The organism is Nitrobacter sp. 62-23 (genome assembly GCF_001897285.1).
GTDB lineage: Bacteria > Pseudomonadota > Alphaproteobacteria > Rhizobiales > Xanthobacteraceae > Nitrobacter.
On the sequence record NZ_MKSM01000114.1, the window covers coordinates 1 to 17,422 of the forward strand.

The following is a 17,422-nucleotide window of genomic DNA, read 5'->3' on the forward strand; positions in this document are numbered from 1 at the left end:
TCACCATGCGCTTGTTGCGACGGGCGGCCGTCAGCGCCGCCTCGTTGACGAGGTTCATCAGGTCGGCGCCGGAGAAACCGGGCGTGCCGCGGGCGATGGTCTTGATGTTGACATCGGGCGCCAGCGGCACCTTGCGGATATGCACCTTCAGAATCTGCTCACGACCAACGACGTCGGGGTTAGGCACCACGACCTGACGGTCGAAGCGGCCGGGACGCAGCAGCGCGGGATCGAGCACGTCGGGGCGGTTGGTCGCGGCAATCAGGATCACGCCCTCATTGGCCTCAAAACCGTCCATCTCGACCAGCAACTGGTTCAGCGTCTGCTCGCGCTCGTCATTGCCGCCGCCGAGACCGGCGCCACGGTGACGGCCGACCGCGTCGATTTCGTCGATGAAGATGATGCATGGCGCGTTCTTCTTGGCCTGCTCGAACATGTCGCGGACGCGGCTCGCGCCGACGCCGACGAACATCTCGACGAAGTCGGAACCCGAAATGGTGAAGAACGGCACATTGGCTTCGCCCGCCACCGCGCGCGCGATCAGCGTCTTACCGGTGCCGGGGGGGCCGACCAGCAGCACACCGCGCGGAATGCGTCCGCCGAGGCGCTGGAACTTGCCGGGGTCGCGCAGGAACTCGACGATCTCCTGCAGGTCCTGCTTGGCCTCATCGACGCCCGCCACATCCTCGAAGGTGACGCGGCCGTGGGCTTCCGTCAGCATCTTGGCGCGCGACTTGCCGAAACCCATGGCCTTGCCGGCGCCGCCCTGCATCTGGCGCGACAGGAAAATCCACACGCCGATCAGCGCGATGAACGGCAGCCAGGAGACCAGCAGCGACACGAACCATGGCACGCTGTCGCCCGGAGGCTTCGCGGTAATCTGCACCTTGGCGTCATAGAGCTTTTTCACCAGACCCGGATCGGTCGGCGCATAGGTCTGGAAAGCGGAGCCGTTGGTGAACGTGCCGTGAATTTCCTGTCCCTGGATCACGACATCGCGAACATTGTTCTGATCGACTTCCGTCAGCAACTGCGAGAACGAGATGTCCTGCGCGGTTGTGTGGTGGCCGGGATTCTGGAACAGCGTGAACAGCGCCAACAGGAGCAAGACAATGATGACCCAGAGGGCGAAGTTGCGCATATTGGCGTTCATCGATTTTCCTTCGAGGCCGCGCGGATCGCAGCCGGGTGTCCCTGTATCGACTCAATAGATAGGGGGTGCCGATACGGATACAATCTAGGCGCGGAGGGTGCCGCTGCCAAGGGAACCGCGCGGGTCTTAATAAATAAACGTCGTCAACTGGAACAAGTTGACACAAGGCCGCAAGGCCGCGCCGAATGGTGCCGGACCCGGCCGGCTTCTGTTCTATCACCTCTTTGATCCGCTTCACCTTTCAATAGCCAGAAAGGCGGGCCATTACTCCCTCGCTCCAGCGCATTTCAGCGCACGGGCGGGCCCAGGCGCCGGGACGGAGCCGTTCCGGCTCATCATGGCGCGGTATTTTTCGGACAACGGTTAACGGGTTAACGCCCGCGATGCGTCAGCGGGCTCGCCGCGGCGGCGCGCGCTCGACGCTGATCCGCTCGGCGGTGAGCGTCACCAGCGCTCCAGCCAAGGTTCTTCTCAGCAAAATACGGCGACCGTGAACGCCGCCGCCCGCGGCCGCGCGGTCGAGCGCCAGCAGCAGGGTCTCGACCTTGCCCAATTCGGCGGGTCCCTCGCAGCCGACGCGATCGATCGCCCGCAACAGCAATCGGACCTTGATCTCCGGAGCGAGAGACGCGAAGGCCCTTGCCTGAAAGCCCGGACGTCGCGCTGTGCGATCCTGCAGCGCCAGATAGCGCTCGGCCCCGTCGACCAGAAGTTCCAGCGCGGCATTGGCCCGCGCCAGGCGCGATGCCAGCCGCGCCAGATTTCGAGCGTCGCATCCTTCCTTCGCCAGCGCCGGCATCAGAGCGCGCAGCCGCGGGCGCGTGAAGCCGACATCGCGATTGGTCGGATCCTCCGCATAGCCGATCCCGGCCTTGTCCAGCGTCGCGATCAGCCGCGATTTCGGAACATGCAGGAACGGGCGGGCCAGGATGAACCCCTCGCGCATCGTTTCACGCGTCATAGCAGACAGACCGGCGATGCCGCTGCCACGTGACATCCGCATCAAGACCGTCTCGGCCTGATCGTCCAGGGTGTGCGCGGTCAGGACGTGGCTCGCGCCATGGGAGCGCGCCGCCTTGAACAGCAGCGCGTATCGCGCCTCGCGGGCGGCCGCGGGCAGCCCGGTCACCGGCTTCTCGCCGGTCCAGCGCAAGGTGCGATGGGTCATACCGAGAGAACTGGCGAGTTGCTTCACGTTACGCGCCTCGCGTGCCGCTTCGCGCCGTAGTCCATGATCGACGGTGACGGCGATCAGATCGGGACCACGCGTCATGGCCCGCCGCCAGCGCGCCGCGAGCCACATCAGCGCCATGGAATCAGGACCGCCGGACACCGCTAAAACCAGCGCGCGGGCGGCCTTCCAGTTCGCGAAGAACGGTTTGGCTTCCGTTGCCGAGATCGGCGAGGCGTCGTCCTCGATCATGCCGCCATATTTAGAGCCTTTGCGCTGCTGATTCCATCAGAAGCGAAAAGACTCCCGATGCGCCGGCAAAGCCTGCGCCATCCGGACGCATGGGTGCCGGACGCATGGATGGAAGTGGTCCGGTGAAAGTGGTCCCCGACGCTAGCTCCTCAGCACTTCACCCGCTTCTGCTCGCGGTCCACCGCCTGCTTCACGCCCGCCGAGGAGCGGGGATATTTGCGCGTGACCTCGCCGAGCGCGGCGCAGGCGGCCTCCTTCTCCTTCAGCGCAGCCAAGGACTGTCCGAGCCGCAGCAAGGCGTCGGCCGCTTTCGCCGAGGTGTCGTATTTCGTGGTGACGCCGAGGAAAGCCTCGGCCGCCTCGCGATATTTCTGGCGCTGAAACAGACTTTCGCCCAACCAGTACTGCGCATCGCCCGTCAGCGTATCGGACGGGTATTTCTGGGTGAAATTGCGCATGGTTTCCTCGGCCAGCGCATAATCCTTGCGCTGCATGTAGCCGATGCCGAGATCGAATTCGTCGCGCGGCGTCGCCGACGGCGGCAGCGTGGTCAGGCCGCCGGTATGGGGCGGCGTTGCGTCGGGCGCCGGGTAGCCTCCCGGACGGCGCGGACTGGTGTTGGCGAGGTCGAGCGGCGCGCCGGCTTCCCGGCTGCCGGGCGACCCCACGGCTTGTTCCGGCATCGGCATGCGCCCGCCACCGAGCGCGCGCGGCGCACCCGGCGCGTTGGGATTTCGGCTGGGATCGAAAGCATCACCGCGACGGCCTTGCGCCGGCACGCTGACCGGTTGCTCCTGGACGACGGGCGCCTGCCCTCCCCCCGGATCATAGGCCGGCTGACGGTAGGTCGGGGCCGATTGCGCCGGCGGAGCGGCGGCAACGGCGGGCGGCGCGCCTGCCGGCTGCAGCTGCTGCAACTGTTGCTCGAGCATCCGATTCCGATGTTGCAGTTCCTCGTTCTGCCCGGTCAGCGTCCTCAACTGGTCTTCCAGTTGCTGAATGCGGATTTCAGGATCGACGTCGTATTGCGCGAACGCGGGTGACGAAAGCGCAAGCACCGCGGCAACGGCCGCTGCGCGCACAAGCCTCGGGGCTATGGATGACATTTTGGCCTGACGATTGAAATGAACGTCGCATCGAAAGCGCACCCATTGAAAACCCGACTGCGCCGAAAATGTGACTTGGTCCAACACCGGCAATCACTTTACAACGATCTTCTCCGCCCGTCTCCTGTCTATATTTTGTCTTGGTCGGCGCTCACTGCCCTGCGCCTGGAGCATTTTCGCTTCTGATTATTGTTTCGATGCGTTTTCTTCACGCGAACCGGTATCCATCCTCGGGTCAAGCCCGAGACTATGCTTCGCTCGAAACGCTGTGGCGTTTACCGCTCGAACCATCACGGCGGATGACGAGCGCCGCATTGACCGGAGCAGGAAGGTGGCGCAGCGAAGCGCGCACGCTCGACGAAAACCAGCGGTCCGCCCCTATTCTCCCGGCGCCGCGGGTGACTGCCTCGCATCGAGGTATCCATGGTGTGCGGCCCGAGTTGCACAATAAGCGGCGACACTCTGTGACGCAGTAAGATCTGTGACGCAGTCAGAAAAGGGGCAGGTCGATGGGCGAATGAATGCCGGCCGGAGCAATTCCGGACGCAAAATCGCTGCGCATTCTTGCTGGAAATGCTCTAGTGTCGTCCCATTCAATTGGAGCCATTTTGAGATGCTGGCATTTCTGGGTTTTGGCTTCGTGCTGGGGATGCAACACGCACTGGAAGCCGATCACATCGCCGCGGTGTCGAGCATTGCTGCGCGGCGAAGCCAGATCGGCGATATCGTCAAGCACGGGCTGACCTGGGGAATGGGGCACACCATCACGCTATTCCTGTTCGCCGGCGTGGCGCTGGTGCTCGGCCAGGCGATCCCCGCACATTTCGAGCAACGGCTGGAGACGGCGGTGGGCATCATGCTGGTCGGGCTCGGCGTTCACGTATTGTGGCGGCTGTGGCGCGATCGCGTTCACTTCCATCAGCATACCCATGGTGACGGCAGGCGGCACATTCATGTCCACGGTCACGCCGGCGAGGAAGTGCCGCATGCCTTGAGTGCGCACGAGCACAGCCATGGCTTTCGCTGGCGCTCGCTATTGGTCGGGCTGATGCATGGCATGGCCGGATCGGCCGCGCTGCTCGTGCTAACCGTATCGCAGACCAAGGATCCCATGCAGGGATTGTTTTACGTGCTGCTTTTCGGCGTCGGCTCGATGATTGGAATGGGCGCCTTATCCACGGTGATCGCCTTGCCGATCGCGGCATCGGCGAAATTCCTGACCTGGGTCAATCGGGGCCTGCAGGTCGTGGTCGGTGTTGTCACCATATCGATCGGGTTGAATACGATCGTCCAGACGGTACTGATAACGCTATAGCCGCCATCGCAGGCTGGATGCTCATCCGCCACGGTCCGAGTAGGGATTGTCGGCCGCTGTGTCGACTTCGCGCCTTGCCCTGTTCGCGAGATACGTCTTGAGCTTTGCGATCGCTTCGGGAGACCAGTTGCGCACGTCCGTTACGGCGATCCATGCATCCACGTAATGTTCCGGCGCATAGACATGGCCATACCCCATGGGCGTGCTGTTCGCGGCGGGCATGTCGACGGCGAGCTGAAGCATGGTGACGATCGGATACCACCGCAATTCCGGAGAAACGTCCGGGCCGCGGGGCTCCTGCATCCAGGCCGGGCGTTGATACGCATATCGATATGCGAACAGCACGATCGCATCGCTTGCATATTGCAGATAGACGACGCGCATCGGACCCCAGGGCGCGTCGGCGGGGACCGTCGATCCGTCCTGGTTCATGAATCGCACAAAGCGGCCATCGCGGAATTGCGGCAGCCAGGCAGGAGACCCCTCGTTGCGATTTGCCGTGATCGAGCGCCAGATTCGGCTCTCGAAGGGAGGCCCGCTCCAAAGGGCGCCAGCGATGGGATCGCCGATCGTCTCGAACAACTCCGACGATCTCTCCGAGTTCAAGGCACCGAGGCTGAGGCCGTGCAGATACAGTTTAGGACGCGCATTTCTCGGCAGCGTGGTCCAATATCCGTAGATTTCGGCGAACAGTGCGCGCGCCGCCTCCTTGCCATATTCGGGTTGAAACATCAGCGAAAGCGGGCTGTTCAGATAAGAGTATTGCATCGCGACGCTGGCGATGTCGCCGTCGTGAAGATATTCGACCGAATCCATCGCCGACGGATCGATCCAGCCTGTACCGGTCGGCGTAACGATGATGAGGGTGGAACGCTGAAAGCCGCCCTGGCGCTTCAACTCGGCCAGCGCGAGTCTGGCGCGCTCGCGCGCTGTAGCGGCATTGCGCAGGCCGACATAAACGCGGATGGGCTCCAGGGCAGGCCGTCCCGTCAATGCGCGGATCTGGTCAGCGCTGGGCCCCGACGCCACGAACCGGCGGCCGGTTCGACCGAGTTCATTCCATGTCAGCAGGGACGCCGCGCTTCCCGTTTTTCCAGGAGAAGTCGGCTGCTGCCGTTCGGGTTCGAACAGGGCGTCGAGTTCGCGAAACGACGTATCAACCGCTCGAAACGCGGTACGAATAAGGAAGTTCGTGGTAATCGACCAGAACAATAGCGCCGCCAGAAGCAGGCCGATAGCATTGGCTATTTTTCTTGGAATGAAACGGCGAATCTGGGTGGAGAGAAAGCCGGTCACGGTCTTGAAAAGCCGTGCCACCACCAGGATCGCCAGGAACGTGATCGCTGCGATTGCGCATACCTTGAAAGGACGGGAGCTTTCGACCGCTTCCATGCCCATGACGGCGCGAATCGAGTTCTGCCAGCCTGTTGCCTTCCAGAGAAAGGTGACCATGACTGCAAGACACAGAACCGAGACACCAACGTTGGTGACGGAGCGAATTCGGTCGGAAGGTTGGGGAAGTTCGAGATAGCGCCACAACCAGCGCCACAACACGCCGGCGCCGTAACCGATCGCAAAACAACCTCCCGCAAGGGCGCCCTGTGTCAGATAGTGCCGCGGAATCAGCGACGGCGTGAGCGCAGCCGCAAAGAACACGGCCCCCAGCAGAAGCCCGACACCGGACAACGATTGTATCTGCCGCCGGACGATCTCCATGGAATATCTCAAAATGGCCAATGGACGATTTTCCTCAACAACGTAACCTGATTGAAACGGAGAATCGTACCACAATGTGGTGCGATAAATCTGGGGCGTTTTTGATTGTTGCGAAGGAGCACGTTACCGGCAACCGGATTCATCAGGCCCTAAGATGCTGACGTTTAACGTTCGTAACGATGATATTGTCTTGATCTATCGTTTTTTCTCTGCTGTGATGTCTGACCGAAGGTTGTTGTCAATCAAGGACATTCGGCAATGTATTTGAGCCGGCGCCATTCCAGCAAACGTGCGTAGCGGCTTCGGAAATTGCGTAAAACTCGTTAGAGAAAAGGGACGGACAATTTAAAGATATGGAGTATCGGGGCGATTCTATAGTTTCGCCGGAAGTGCTCCAACTCAGGCGCAAGCAAGCTCAATAATTAAGGACGGTGCCTGTGCGTCGACTTCTGCATTCGTGTTTTTGCATTCTTGTTTTGTCATGGGTGCTTCCGTTTGTCCTGTCGGCTTCATGACATCATCATCGCTCGGGCAGAGATATCTGTAGTGATTTCGGACTTCAATGCGCAACGCGCGCAAGGACAAAAGTCGTCCCCGCCCGCCGGATCCGCAGCGGTCGTCGCGGCGACCAGCCAGTGCGGCGCAGGATTTATGACTGCCGCGGCCGTCCTTCCGGACAGAACCGCCCGCACGGCACCTCTGCCCGTACTATACCAACCGGGTCCGGGCTTTCCGGGATTTCTGCCCCTGAGGGCGTGAAACGAGCGCAATGGCAGGAATTGAAAGGATCCCGGCATGTTGAGAACAAGTCTGATCGGTGTCGTGGGCGCCATCACATGGATGTGCATTGTCACATCGCCCGCGCGCGCCGATCTCCTTCGCGTCGGCAGATTGATATGTTCGGCAGACGTACGGGTTGGATTGGTGCTGGGATCCACGCAGTCGCTTCGTTGCGTGTTCCACAAGGTTCGTCCGGCGCGCCGCTATATCTATGAAGGGCGCATCAACCGGGTGGGTCTCGATCTGGGCATTACTCAGGGTGGCATCTTGTCCTGGGCAGTTCTCGCTAAAAATTCCCGCATCGGTCCCGGCACCATGAGGGGCACCTATGTCGGCGCCAGCGGCAATGTTGCCTTCGGACCTGGTCTGGGCGCGAACGTTCTGATCGGCGGGTCGCGGAGATCGGTCGTGTTGCAGCCGCTGTCCGTCGAACTGAATGTCGGCATCAATCTCGCGGTGGGAGTAACGCGTCTTACGTTGGGACCGAGGGGGCCGCGCTAAAGCATAACACCATCGAGACCAACTCTTGCTCTGGAGAATTTCAGAATGTCTGATCTGGTAATTGTAGGCTTTGAAAATCAGAATGATGCAGATCGGGTTCTAACTGACCTCACCCGATTGCAGAAGGAATATCTCATAGACCTTGAAGATGCCGTTGTTGCCATCCGCGATAGTGACGGCAGCGTTCGCATTAAGCAGTCCGTCAATCTCGTTCGCATCGGGGCAACCACCGGCGGATTGAATGGGGCGATCCTGGGAAGCTTGGTGGGCCTGCTGTTTCTCAATCCACTTGCTGGTTTCGCGGTAGGCGGATTGGTTGGAGCCGGCTCAGGGGCTCTGTCCGGCAGCTTGATGGATTTCGGAATCAACGATGACTTCATCAAGTCGATCGGCGAAACGCTCAAGCCGGATACATCCGCCCTGTTTCTTTTGATTCGGAAGGCACAGCCGGAAAAGGTTCTCAAGGAGCTTGCCGGATACAAAGGGCATCTCATTCGCTCGTCTCTGTCCTCCGAACAGGAGGCCAAGCTCACGGCAGCGCTCGCGCAGGCGCACGCACCGAGCCCGAGTGACGGCGTGGAGGGGGCCAAGGCCGCACGTTAGGGTGATTGAGGCGGGCAGCGGAGAACAGGCTCGATGCTCGCTTAAGGGCCTGTTCGGAAAGTCACCGGGCATCTGCCGGCTATTCCCCGGACGCAGCGCAGCGTGAAACGGTGCGCTGCTGAGCCGGGGTCTTTGCGAGGCTTTCTGCAACGATCCCGGGTCTGCAACGATTCCGGGTCTGCGCGGCGTCACTTCGTGCCGCAGCGCACCCGGGACACCCGGACAGCAAACGTTTCAAACAGGCTCTTGACCACCGGATCGCGCGACAGCTTCTGTCGCGCGCATCGAGTCGTATGCATCAGGCTGTCCGATCAGCCATATCCAATCCGCCGCTCTCCATGAGAAAATCGATAACGATCTGAACGCCGTCGCCGCGCATGAGATCGGTAAAACCGAACGGACGGTCGCCGCGCATTCGCTTGGCGTCCGCGCGCATGACATCGAGGTCGACCTTCACGTAAGGCGCAAGATCGCTTTTGTTGATCACAAGGAAATCCGAGCGCGTGATGCCGGGACCGCCCTTGCGCGGAATATCCTCGCCCTGACAAACGGAAATTACATAGAGCGTGAGATCGGCCAGGTCAGGAGAGAACGTTGCGGCAAGATTGTCGCCTCCCGACTCGATAAAGATCACGTCGAGATCCGGAAACTTGCGGTTCATCTCGGCGATCGCCTGGAGATTGATGGATGCATCTTCCCGAATGGCGGTGTGCGGACAGCCCCCGGTCTCGACTCCCAATATCCGGTCCTCCGGAAGCGCCTGGTGCCGCGCAAGGATCAGCGCATCTTCCTTGGTGTAGATATCATTCGTAATGACGGCGATCGAGAATTTCCGGCGCAGTGTCTGACACAGCTTCTCCGTCAACGTTGTTTTGCCCGAGCCGACAGGTCCGCCGATGCCCACGCGGAGGGGACCGTTACGCGATGCCATGACCACCGTCCTCAATTCCGTTCAAGAGTTCGCTTCAATCATGATGATGGTGGTGATGGCCATGATCATGGTCATGTGAATGATCATGGTCATGGTCGTGCGCATGGTCGTGCTTATGATCGTGACCATGCTGATGTCCGTGCCCTGAATAGGCGCCGCGCAACGGGTTAAAGGGAGCCGTGATTTCACGCACTGTGGCGCCAAGTCCAATCAGCATCGCCTTGATGACATGATCGCGCAAAATCAGAATCCTGTCAGCCGCGATCGCAGCCGGCAGATGGCGGTTGCCAATGTGCCAGGCGAGTTGAGCGATATCGGCGCTATTACGCGCCGTGATTTCGTAGAGCGGTTCGTCGGCGGCGACGATGGCAACGACAGCGCCATTGTCGAGAAGAAGCGCGTCCCCCGCGGCCAGGACAACAGGCTCGGGCAAATCGACCAGGACCTTGCTGCCATCCGTCAGCTTGATCGCCTTGCGGCGCAGATGACGTTCATCGTGCTGCAACACCGCCGTGCCAAAAGGGGACGGTGCATGTGTGTCAACACCCGCCTTCGAGGCGGCTTGAATAGCGATCGCCCGCAACATGCTGCGTTCTCTCTGTCAGTTCAGTTGTAAAGGTTTTGCAGAATCTCGGGGCGAAAGCCAGTCCCGCCGATTTGAAAATTCATGCACCCCATGCAGCGCGTTCATCTTCAGATCTTTCAAATTCAGGTCTTTCAAATCGAAAGCGGTACTGGAAGCATAAAGCTGCTCGCACTCTTTGCTTTCCCAAGTTCGTCAAGAGCAAATGTCATAACCTTACATGAACTTCGGAAAGCGGTTACAGGTGTGCCGCAGTTCGCATGCCGCCTCAAGCCACGTACCGACTTGCATAGGCTCCCTGTGTCATTCCGCTGTCCGGATTACTTCTTCCGTCGGCATCTTGTGGGCTGCATCCTTTCGCGTTATGCTCGCATGGCGATCATGGCGCCGCAGCACGGGGGTTTTCCTTGGACGAAGATTGCTGGCGTGCAGAGCTTGAACTTTGGCTCGAACACCATGATGGCAAAACACGATTGATGCGCCGCCGTCATGTCGGACCGCTTGTGGTACAGCGTCCCTTCCATCCTGAGTCAGATGGCACAGCCCATATCTACCTGTTGCACCCGCCCGGCGGAATTGCCGGTGGCGACAGGCTTGAGATCACCTGTCATCTTGAGCCAGGAACGCGCGCCGTCCTGACGACGCCTGGCGCGACAAAGTTTTACCGCAGCGTAAACGGCCTGAGCAAACAGACAACCTCGATCAATGTCGGCGCCGGCGCCGTCTGCGAGTATCTTCCCCAGGAGACCATTATTTTTGATGGCGCTGACGCTCACGTCGGAACGCGCGTGACGCTCGCGGCCGCGGATGCGACCTATGTCGGCTGGGATTTCCTGAGTTTGGGACGACCTGCCGCGGGCGAGCGTTTTGCGAGAGGTTCGGTGCAGCAGCGGATCGAGGTGTCGCTGGGTGGTCGTCCTGTCTGGTTCGAGCGGCTTTTTCTTCAAGGCGACGCGCCCTTGAACCGTGCGGCGTTCGCACTCGGCGGACGACCGATCGTCGGCACCATGATTTATGTCGGCCCCATCGCGGACAACGCGGCGGAGCGTGTTCGCGACTGTCTCGGGGAGAAGGCGCGCAATGTCTTCTCGGTGAGCCAGCGCGATCAGGGAATTGTCTGCCGTTATCTCGGTGAGATGATGTCCGAGGGCAAATCGCTCTTCACCCGCGTGTGGGATGTGCTGCGTGAGGCCGGACAGGGCAAGCGAGCCGCGACGCCGCGCATATGGGCGACATGAGACGAAATGTAGGTGGGAGGTCAGGCAATGGAACTGTTGCCGCGTGAGAAAGATAAACTTATGCTTTTCACCGCCGGATTGTTGGCGGAACGCCGAAAGGCGCGGGGCGTCAAGCTCAATTACCCCGAGGTGATCGCCTATATCTCCGCAGCCATTCTCGAGGCCGCCCGCGACGGCAAGACGGTCGCGGAGCTGATGTCATACGGCGCCACGCTACTCACCCGAGCGGATGTATTGGAAGGGGTGCCGGAGATGATCCACGACATCCAGGTCGAAGCCACCTTCCCCGACGGGACAAAGCTCGTCACCGTTCACAACCCGATTCCATAACGAGGCCACCATGATTCCCGGTGAGTATTTTATCGAGGATGGCTCCATCGAACTGAATGCAGGGCGCGAGGTTCGCAAGCTGGACGTCGCGAACAGCGGAGACCGTCCCATTCAAGTCGGCTCTCACTATCATTTCTATGAAACGAATGCCGCGCTCGTGTTCGATCGCGAGAAGGCAAAAGGATTCCGCCTCGCCATTCCGGCAGGCACGGCCGTCCGTTTCGAGCCAGGCCAGAACCGCTCGGTGGAGCTGGTGGCGCTGGGGGGCGACCGCAAGGTCTATGGTTTCAACGCCAAGATCATGGGCAAATTGTAGGAGACGCAGATGGCTACGATCACGCGCCAGGCGTATTCGGACCTTTACGGCCCGACGACCGGTGACCGGCTGCGTCTTGCCGACACCGAGCTGATCATCGAGGTCGAAAAGGACCACACCATTTACGGTGAGGAAGTCAGCTTCGGCGGCGGCAAGGTCATTCGCGATGGCATGGGACAGAGCCAGCGGCTGGCCGGCGATGTCGCCGATCTCGTCATCACCAACGTCATCATCCTCGACCATTGGGGCATCGTCAAAGCCGACGTCGGCATCAAGAACGGCCGTATTTCAGGCATCGGAAAGGCCGGCAATCCGGATATTCAGCCGGGCGTGACCATTGTCATCGGGCCGGGCACCGACGTGATCGCGGGCGAAGGCCGGATCCTGACGGCGGGCGCCATCGATACCCACATCCATTTCATCGCGCCCCAGCAGGCCGAGGAAGCTCTCTCCAGCGGCACCACAACGCTCGTGGGAGGCGGCACGGGACCGACCGTCGGCACGCTGGCAACCACTGTGACGCCGGGTCCCTGGGCGATCCACCGGATGCTGGAGGCGGTCGAGGCGCTGCCGATCAATGTCGGATTGCTGGGCAAGGGCAATGCCAGCCTGCCGGAGCCGCTGCGGGAACAGATTCGCGCGGGTGTAGTCGGCCTCAAGCTCCACGAAGACTGGGGTACGACGCCTGCCGCGATCGACAACTGCCTGACCGTCGCGGATGAAATGGACATCCAGGTCGCGCTGCACACCGACACGCTGAATGAAAGCGGGTTCGTGCGCGACAGCTTTGCCGCGATGAAAGGCCGGGCGATCCACAGTTTCCACACCGAGGGCGCGGGCGGCGGCCACGCGCCCGACATCATCACGGCGGCGGGTGAAGCGAACATCCTGCCGTCATCCACCAACCCGACGCGTCCCTACACGATCAACACCATCGACGAGCATCTCGACATGCTGATGGTGTGCCATCACCTCAGCCCGCAGATTCCGGAGGACGTCGCCTTCGCCGAATCGCGGATCCGCAAGGAGACCATCGCCGCGGAAGACATCCTGCATGATCTCGGCGTGTTTTCGATGATGTCGTCGGACTCGCAAGCGATGGGCCGCATCGGCGAGACCACGCTACGTTGCTGGCAGACGGCTCACAAGATGAAGGTGCAGCGCGGGCCGTTGCCGGAGGACAGCGCGCGCAACGATAATTTCCGCGCGAAACGCTATGTCGCCAAATACACCATCAATCCGGCGCTCACGCATGGCTTCGCGCACGAGATCGGCTCCATCGAGGTCGGCAAACGCGCCGACCTCGTCCTGTGGAAGCCGGCTTTCTTTGGTGTGAAGCCGGCCCTTGTCATGATTGGCGGCATGATTGCCAGCGCCCCGATGGGCGATCCCAACGCCTCGATCTCGACACCGCAGCCCGTGCACTACCGGCCGATGTATGGGGTGCTTGGCCGCGCCCTCGGCTCGACCGGCGTCACCTTCGTTTCCAAGGCGGCGCTTGATGACGATATCGGCGGCAAGCTTAAGCTCAGCAAGCAACTCGTGGCCGTGCGCGGGACGCGGACCATTCGCAAGAAAGACATGATCCACAACGGACTCACGCCGAAGCTGGAGGTCGATCCGCAGAATTATCAGGTCCGCGTCGATGGCCAGATCATCACCTGCGAGCCGGCGCGCGAATTACCCATGACGCAGCGATACTTTCTGTTCTGATCTGAGACCGCGCCCGGAAACGCAGGGTTGATCTTGTCGAGAATCGGAGGGCTTCCATGCGTGTTGACCGGTTTCAGAACCATGCCGTCTTGGGCTTCGTCGATTGGACGCTCCGCGGCGTCGGCCAGGTCGTGTTTCAGAATAATCCGTTGGCCGGCTTGGTCATCCTTGCCGGCCTTCTCGTCAATTCGTGGATATATGCCGCAATCTGCGTCGTCGGAGTGGTCGCGAGCACATTGACCGCCATCGTTCTGAAGGCCGACAAGGCGCTTATTCGTGATGGCTTGTTCGGCTTCAACGGTGCGCTGGTCGCACTCGCGCTCGTTGCGTTTACGAGCGAGGATTTCCGCGCCGGCGCGATACCGTCCGTCGCCATGCTGGCCTATCTGATCTGCGCCGCGGCGCTCACCACGATGGCCTTTGCAAGCATTGCGGCATTGCTCGGCCCCCACAAGGTCGCGCCGCTGACGATGCCTTTCGTGTTCGTGGGCTGGCTGTTTCTGTTCGCCGTCCTGAAATTCGACGCCATCGATGCCGGACCGATGGCGAAGCCGGTCTCGCCAGATCAATTTCCCTATGACGCGCCCTATGATCTTCGAACATGGTATGAGGGAATAGGCACGTCGATCGGCCAGATCTTTTTCCAGGACAACTGGATCACGGGTTACATCATCATTGTCGGCATGGCGATCAATTCGCGGATCAGCGCCACGATGGCGTTTCTCGGCGCGGTGATCGGCACGGTTGTCGCCGTGATGTTCGGAGGGCCGGAGGGCGCCATTCGCGACGGCCTGTTCGGCTATAATGCGGCGCTTACGGCGATCGCTCTGGGCGGTTTCTTTCTGGTGCTGACCTGGAGCAGCTTCCTTTACGCCGTATTCGGCGCCATCGTTTCAGCATGGCTCTGGGCGTCGATCGCCATCTTTCTCAAGCCCATCGGCATGCCCGTGCTGACTTCCACCTTCGTCATCGTCACCTGGACCATGCTGATCGGCCAGTATGCGTTCAAAGCGCTCGTACCCGTTCCTCCCGCCGAGGCGACAACTCCGGAAGACAACCGGCGGCGCTATCTTGAAGAAAGCGAGCGTTCGCAGACCTGAGTTCGTTCAGGAGCGGAACAAGCGACTGTACTGTGTCTCATGCCAAGCGCTGGCCATGGCCAGTGCCGGCGCGACGTTGCCGATTTCATCATCCGGAAGCGAAGCGGCATTCGCGGACGCGCGTTCGATCACCTGCACCGCCGCGATCAGAATGCGCTGGCCGGCGGTATGACCGAGCGGAACAAGACGGATCGCAGCCGCCACCTGTGCTTCGACCACGCTCCACATCAAACCTTTGAGCGCATCGGCCGATGCGATCCGCCAATGATGGGCAGCGATCGCGAACATCGCCGGATAAGTGACAGCGCGCCCGGGAGCGCGCCGGGCGAGCGGCACCTCCAGATCGAGCAGAAGCTGCAGCAGTGCTTCGCCCATCCGTGTGTCTTCGAGCGCGAGTTCGCGGCTCTCGCGGCCCGCCGCGAGCCAGGCATCCAAAGCCAGGAATCGCTCGCTGTCGTCATGCTTCAATGCGCAGGTCATGCGCCAGAACAGCGCGCCATCGAGCACGGCGTAGGTGTGTTCGAGCGTTCCCAGTATCCATTCGCACGCGCTGGCCTCGTCGACGACAATGCGCGCGGCGACGGCCGCTTCCAGACCGCGGGAATAGGAGAACGCTCCCACGGGCAGGCTCAGGCTAGCCAGACGCAGCAGGTGAAGCGGCATTACTCCGGGGCCGTCGTGATAAACCACATGCCTTCTCTGATTTGAGGCTGCCGGGTCTCCGCATGTCCCGGCACGCCTTTCCGCTGGAGCGTGATCTGATCGAGTTGAATCCAATCATGCTCCAGGGATTATTGCCTAATCCCACTTTATGCTGGCAACCGATTCACCTCGCTGAAAAATTCTTCAGCTAGTGGTCCGATTCTAACATTTGCATCCCGTTGCGGCAGGGCGTTCCTGCAAATGTTAGAATCAAAGGACCACTAGCAGCTATCAGGTTTCTAGTGGAGTTTTGAATTTGACATTCGCCTGACGGGTTTGCTGCAAAGTGGGTAGCGAATGTCAAATTCACTCCACTAGAACGATCCGAACATCGAGCCCAGGACAAGAACGACCACGAGCGAAATAATCACGCTGACGATCACGGTCATGACCATGTCGAAATAGCTGTCGGCATGGGTTTGCTTGCTGATTTGAAGTAGCAGGAGAACCGTGCCGTTGTGCGGCAAGGCATCAAGCGTCCCTGCGCTGATCACCGTCAGACGATGCATCAGCGCCGGATCGATGCCATGTTCAAGCGCGAGACGCATGTACTCGCTGCCCAGCGCGTTCAGCGCGATGGCCATTCCGCCGGACGCTGTCCCCGTGAGCCCGGCCAGGACGTTCATGGCCACCACGAGCGATGCCAGCGGTCCTCCCGGAATCTGCAACACCGCGTCGCGAACGATGGTGAATGCCGGCATCGCTGCCACCACGGCGCCAAAACCGACGAGGCTGGCAACCGTCAGAATCGGCAGGACTGACGAATTCGCACCGGCATCCAGGCTTTCGCGCAGCGCAGTGAGCCGCTGAAAGTTGACGGCTATGAGGGTCAGAATGGCGGCTGCGAGTGCGATCAGGACAGACCACACCCCGATGAGCCCTCCGACATCCAGATTCCACGGGGCCACGGTGAGGAAGGAGAAGTCGATGCGCGGGAGAATGACCAGCGCCATCATGAAATTCACGACGATGACGACAATAAGCGGCAGCAAGGCGAAGATGAAAGGCGGGTAGCGGTCAGCGCGATGGCCGTGGGACAGTTCGGCCGGATCGAAATCGCCCGACAAGGTCGCTTGTTCGCGAACCTTCTCGTCGATGGCGGGCATTTCGGAGTCCTCGACATAAACCTCGCCGGCCTTGCGCGCGGCGGCCTCCGCCCGCGCCAGCCACCACATGCCGAAGACAAAGGTGACAATGGATGCGATGATGCCCAGGCCCGGAGCCGCGAACGTTGTCGTTCCGAAATAGGGCATCGGAATCGCGTTGTTGGTCGACGGGGTTCCGGGAAGCGCCGACATGGTAAATGTGAAGGCGCCAAGCCCGATCGCCGCTGGCATCAGCCGGGCGGGGATGTTCGCGGCTTTGAACATCTCACGGGTCATCGGGACCAGAACGAAGAACGCGACAAATACGCTGACGCCGCCATAGGTCACCACTGCGGACGCAAGCACGACTGAAAGCATCGTCCGGCGCACGCCCAGACGTTCCGTCAGAAAGCGCGCGATCGACGTGATCGAGCCGCTATCGTCCATCAGTTTGCCGAAGATGCCGCCGAGCAGAAACAGCGGGAACCATCGCGCGACGAACCCGGCCGTACCGCTCATGAAAGTCTGCGTCCAATGAGCAAGAAGGGGCTCGCCCGAGATCAAGGCGGCAAGGAGCGCCGCGGCCGGGGAAAGGAGGAGAACGCTCCACCCTCGATAGGCGAACCACATCAGAAGTGCGAGTCCGACCAATATTCCGAGAAGCCCCATATCTAAATCCCTTGAATTCAGGATGACAGCAACGACGTCGTTGCCCGCCCCCCGTGAGGCAGGATGTCAACGCTCGCAAAATTACTCGACGCGCGAGCCAGTTCGTCGGAACGTAGCACGTCGGAAGCGCGGTTCTGATAGTATTCCATTGAATGAAT

The 17,422-nt window shown here is 60.8% G+C and carries 17 protein-coding genes; 9 read left to right on the forward strand and 8 right to left on the reverse strand.

The annotated features are described in order from the left end of the window. The 3 genes from ftsH to ybgF all read right to left on the reverse strand — a co-directional run. A partial coding sequence (gene ftsH, locus BGO16_RS12780; RefSeq protein ID WP_292619107.1) for an ATP-dependent zinc metalloprotease FtsH occupies positions 1–1,153 on the reverse strand: 1,153 nt, incomplete at its 3' end. Between the two features lie 388 nt (positions 1,154–1,541). After that, on the reverse strand, positions 1,542–2,576 hold the full coding sequence (tilS, locus tag BGO16_RS12785) for a tRNA lysidine(34) synthetase TilS (protein ID WP_292619108.1): 1,035 nt from the start codon (positions 2,574–2,576) through the stop codon (positions 1,542–1,544). Between the two features lie 149 nt (positions 2,577–2,725). Further along, complete coding sequence (gene ybgF / locus BGO16_RS12790) at positions 2,726–3,682, reverse strand: tol-pal system protein YbgF (RefSeq protein WP_292619109.1); 957 nt, start codon at positions 3,680–3,682, stop codon at positions 2,726–2,728. Between the two features lie 613 nt (positions 3,683–4,295). Here ybgF and BGO16_RS12795 point away from each other — a divergent pair. Then, positions 4,296–4,997 carry a sulfite exporter TauE/SafE family protein gene (locus BGO16_RS12795; protein ID WP_292619111.1) on the forward strand — a complete coding sequence of 234 codons (702 nt, stop codon included), beginning with the start codon at positions 4,296–4,298 and terminating at the stop codon, positions 4,995–4,997. 21 nt (positions 4,998–5,018) lie between these two features. On the opposite strand, the gene BGO16_RS12800 is transcribed toward BGO16_RS12795, so the two are convergent. Further along, positions 5,019–6,713, reverse strand: a complete 1,695-nt coding sequence (locus BGO16_RS12800; protein WP_292619113.1) for an alpha/beta-hydrolase family protein — start codon at positions 6,711–6,713, stop codon at positions 5,019–5,021. Positions 6,714–7,508: 795 nt separating this feature from the next. Here BGO16_RS12800 and BGO16_RS12805 point away from each other — a divergent pair. Further along, positions 7,509–7,994, forward strand: a complete 486-nt coding sequence (locus BGO16_RS12805; protein ID WP_292619114.1) for a DUF992 domain-containing protein — start codon at positions 7,509–7,511, stop codon at positions 7,992–7,994. Between the two features lie 45 nt (positions 7,995–8,039). Beyond that, the gene (locus BGO16_RS12810) at positions 8,040–8,597 is read left to right on the forward strand and encodes a DUF1269 domain-containing protein (protein WP_292619115.1); all 558 of its coding nucleotides are present in this window, start codon (positions 8,040–8,042) and stop codon (positions 8,595–8,597) included. Between the two features lie 298 nt (positions 8,598–8,895). Here BGO16_RS12810 and ureG read toward each other — a convergent pair whose 3' ends face one another. Together ureG and BGO16_RS12820 are read right to left on the reverse strand one after the other, a co-directional pair. Further along, on the reverse strand, positions 8,896–9,528 hold the full coding sequence (ureG, locus tag BGO16_RS12815) for an urease accessory protein UreG (protein WP_292619116.1): 633 nt from the start codon (positions 9,526–9,528) through the stop codon (positions 8,896–8,898). A gap of 34 nt (positions 9,529–9,562) precedes the next feature. Further along, entirely contained in the window at positions 9,563–10,114 is a 552-nt protein-coding gene (locus BGO16_RS12820) for an urease accessory protein UreE (protein ID WP_292619117.1), read from the reverse strand. Positions 10,115–10,204: 90 nt separating this feature from the next. On the opposite strand from BGO16_RS12820, the gene BGO16_RS12825 reads away from it, so the two are divergent. Genes BGO16_RS12825 through BGO16_RS12850 form a run of 6 tightly spaced genes read left to right on the forward strand, consistent with a single transcriptional unit; the run spans position 10,205 to position 14,808 of the window. Then, positions 10,205–10,588, forward strand: a complete 384-nt coding sequence (locus BGO16_RS12825; RefSeq protein WP_292619150.1) for a hypothetical protein — start codon at positions 10,205–10,207, stop codon at positions 10,586–10,588. A gap of 26 nt (positions 10,589–10,614) precedes the next feature. Beyond that, positions 10,615–11,349 carry an urease accessory protein UreD gene (locus BGO16_RS12830; protein WP_363092014.1) on the forward strand — a complete coding sequence of 245 codons (735 nt, stop codon included), beginning with the start codon at positions 10,615–10,617 and terminating at the stop codon, positions 11,347–11,349. A gap of 27 nt (positions 11,350–11,376) precedes the next feature. Then, on the forward strand, positions 11,377–11,679 hold the full coding sequence (ureA, locus tag BGO16_RS12835) for an urease subunit gamma (protein ID WP_292619119.1): 303 nt from the start codon (positions 11,377–11,379) through the stop codon (positions 11,677–11,679). A gap of 10 nt (positions 11,680–11,689) precedes the next feature. Then, positions 11,690–11,995 carry an urease subunit beta gene (locus BGO16_RS12840; RefSeq protein ID WP_292619120.1) on the forward strand — a complete coding sequence of 102 codons (306 nt, stop codon included), beginning with the start codon at positions 11,690–11,692 and terminating at the stop codon, positions 11,993–11,995. Positions 11,996–12,004: 9 nt separating this feature from the next. Further along, positions 12,005–13,708, forward strand: coding sequence for an urease subunit alpha (gene ureC, locus BGO16_RS12845; protein ID WP_292619121.1), 1,704 nt, complete (start codon positions 12,005–12,007; stop codon positions 13,706–13,708). 56 nt (positions 13,709–13,764) lie between these two features. Beyond that, on the forward strand, positions 13,765–14,808 hold the full coding sequence (locus BGO16_RS12850) for an urea transporter (protein ID WP_292619123.1): 1,044 nt from the start codon (positions 13,765–13,767) through the stop codon (positions 14,806–14,808). A gap of 6 nt (positions 14,809–14,814) precedes the next feature. Here BGO16_RS12850 and BGO16_RS12855 read toward each other — a convergent pair whose 3' ends face one another. After that, positions 14,815–15,471 (reverse strand): urease accessory UreF family protein, encoded by a 657-nt coding sequence (locus BGO16_RS12855; RefSeq protein ID WP_292619124.1) that lies wholly within the window; start codon positions 15,469–15,471, stop codon positions 14,815–14,817. A 353-nt stretch (positions 15,472–15,824) separates the two neighbouring features. Then, entirely contained in the window at positions 15,825–17,264 is a 1,440-nt protein-coding gene (locus BGO16_RS12860) for a GntP family permease (RefSeq protein ID WP_292619125.1), read from the reverse strand. Positions 17,265–17,422 lie beyond the last annotated feature (158 nt).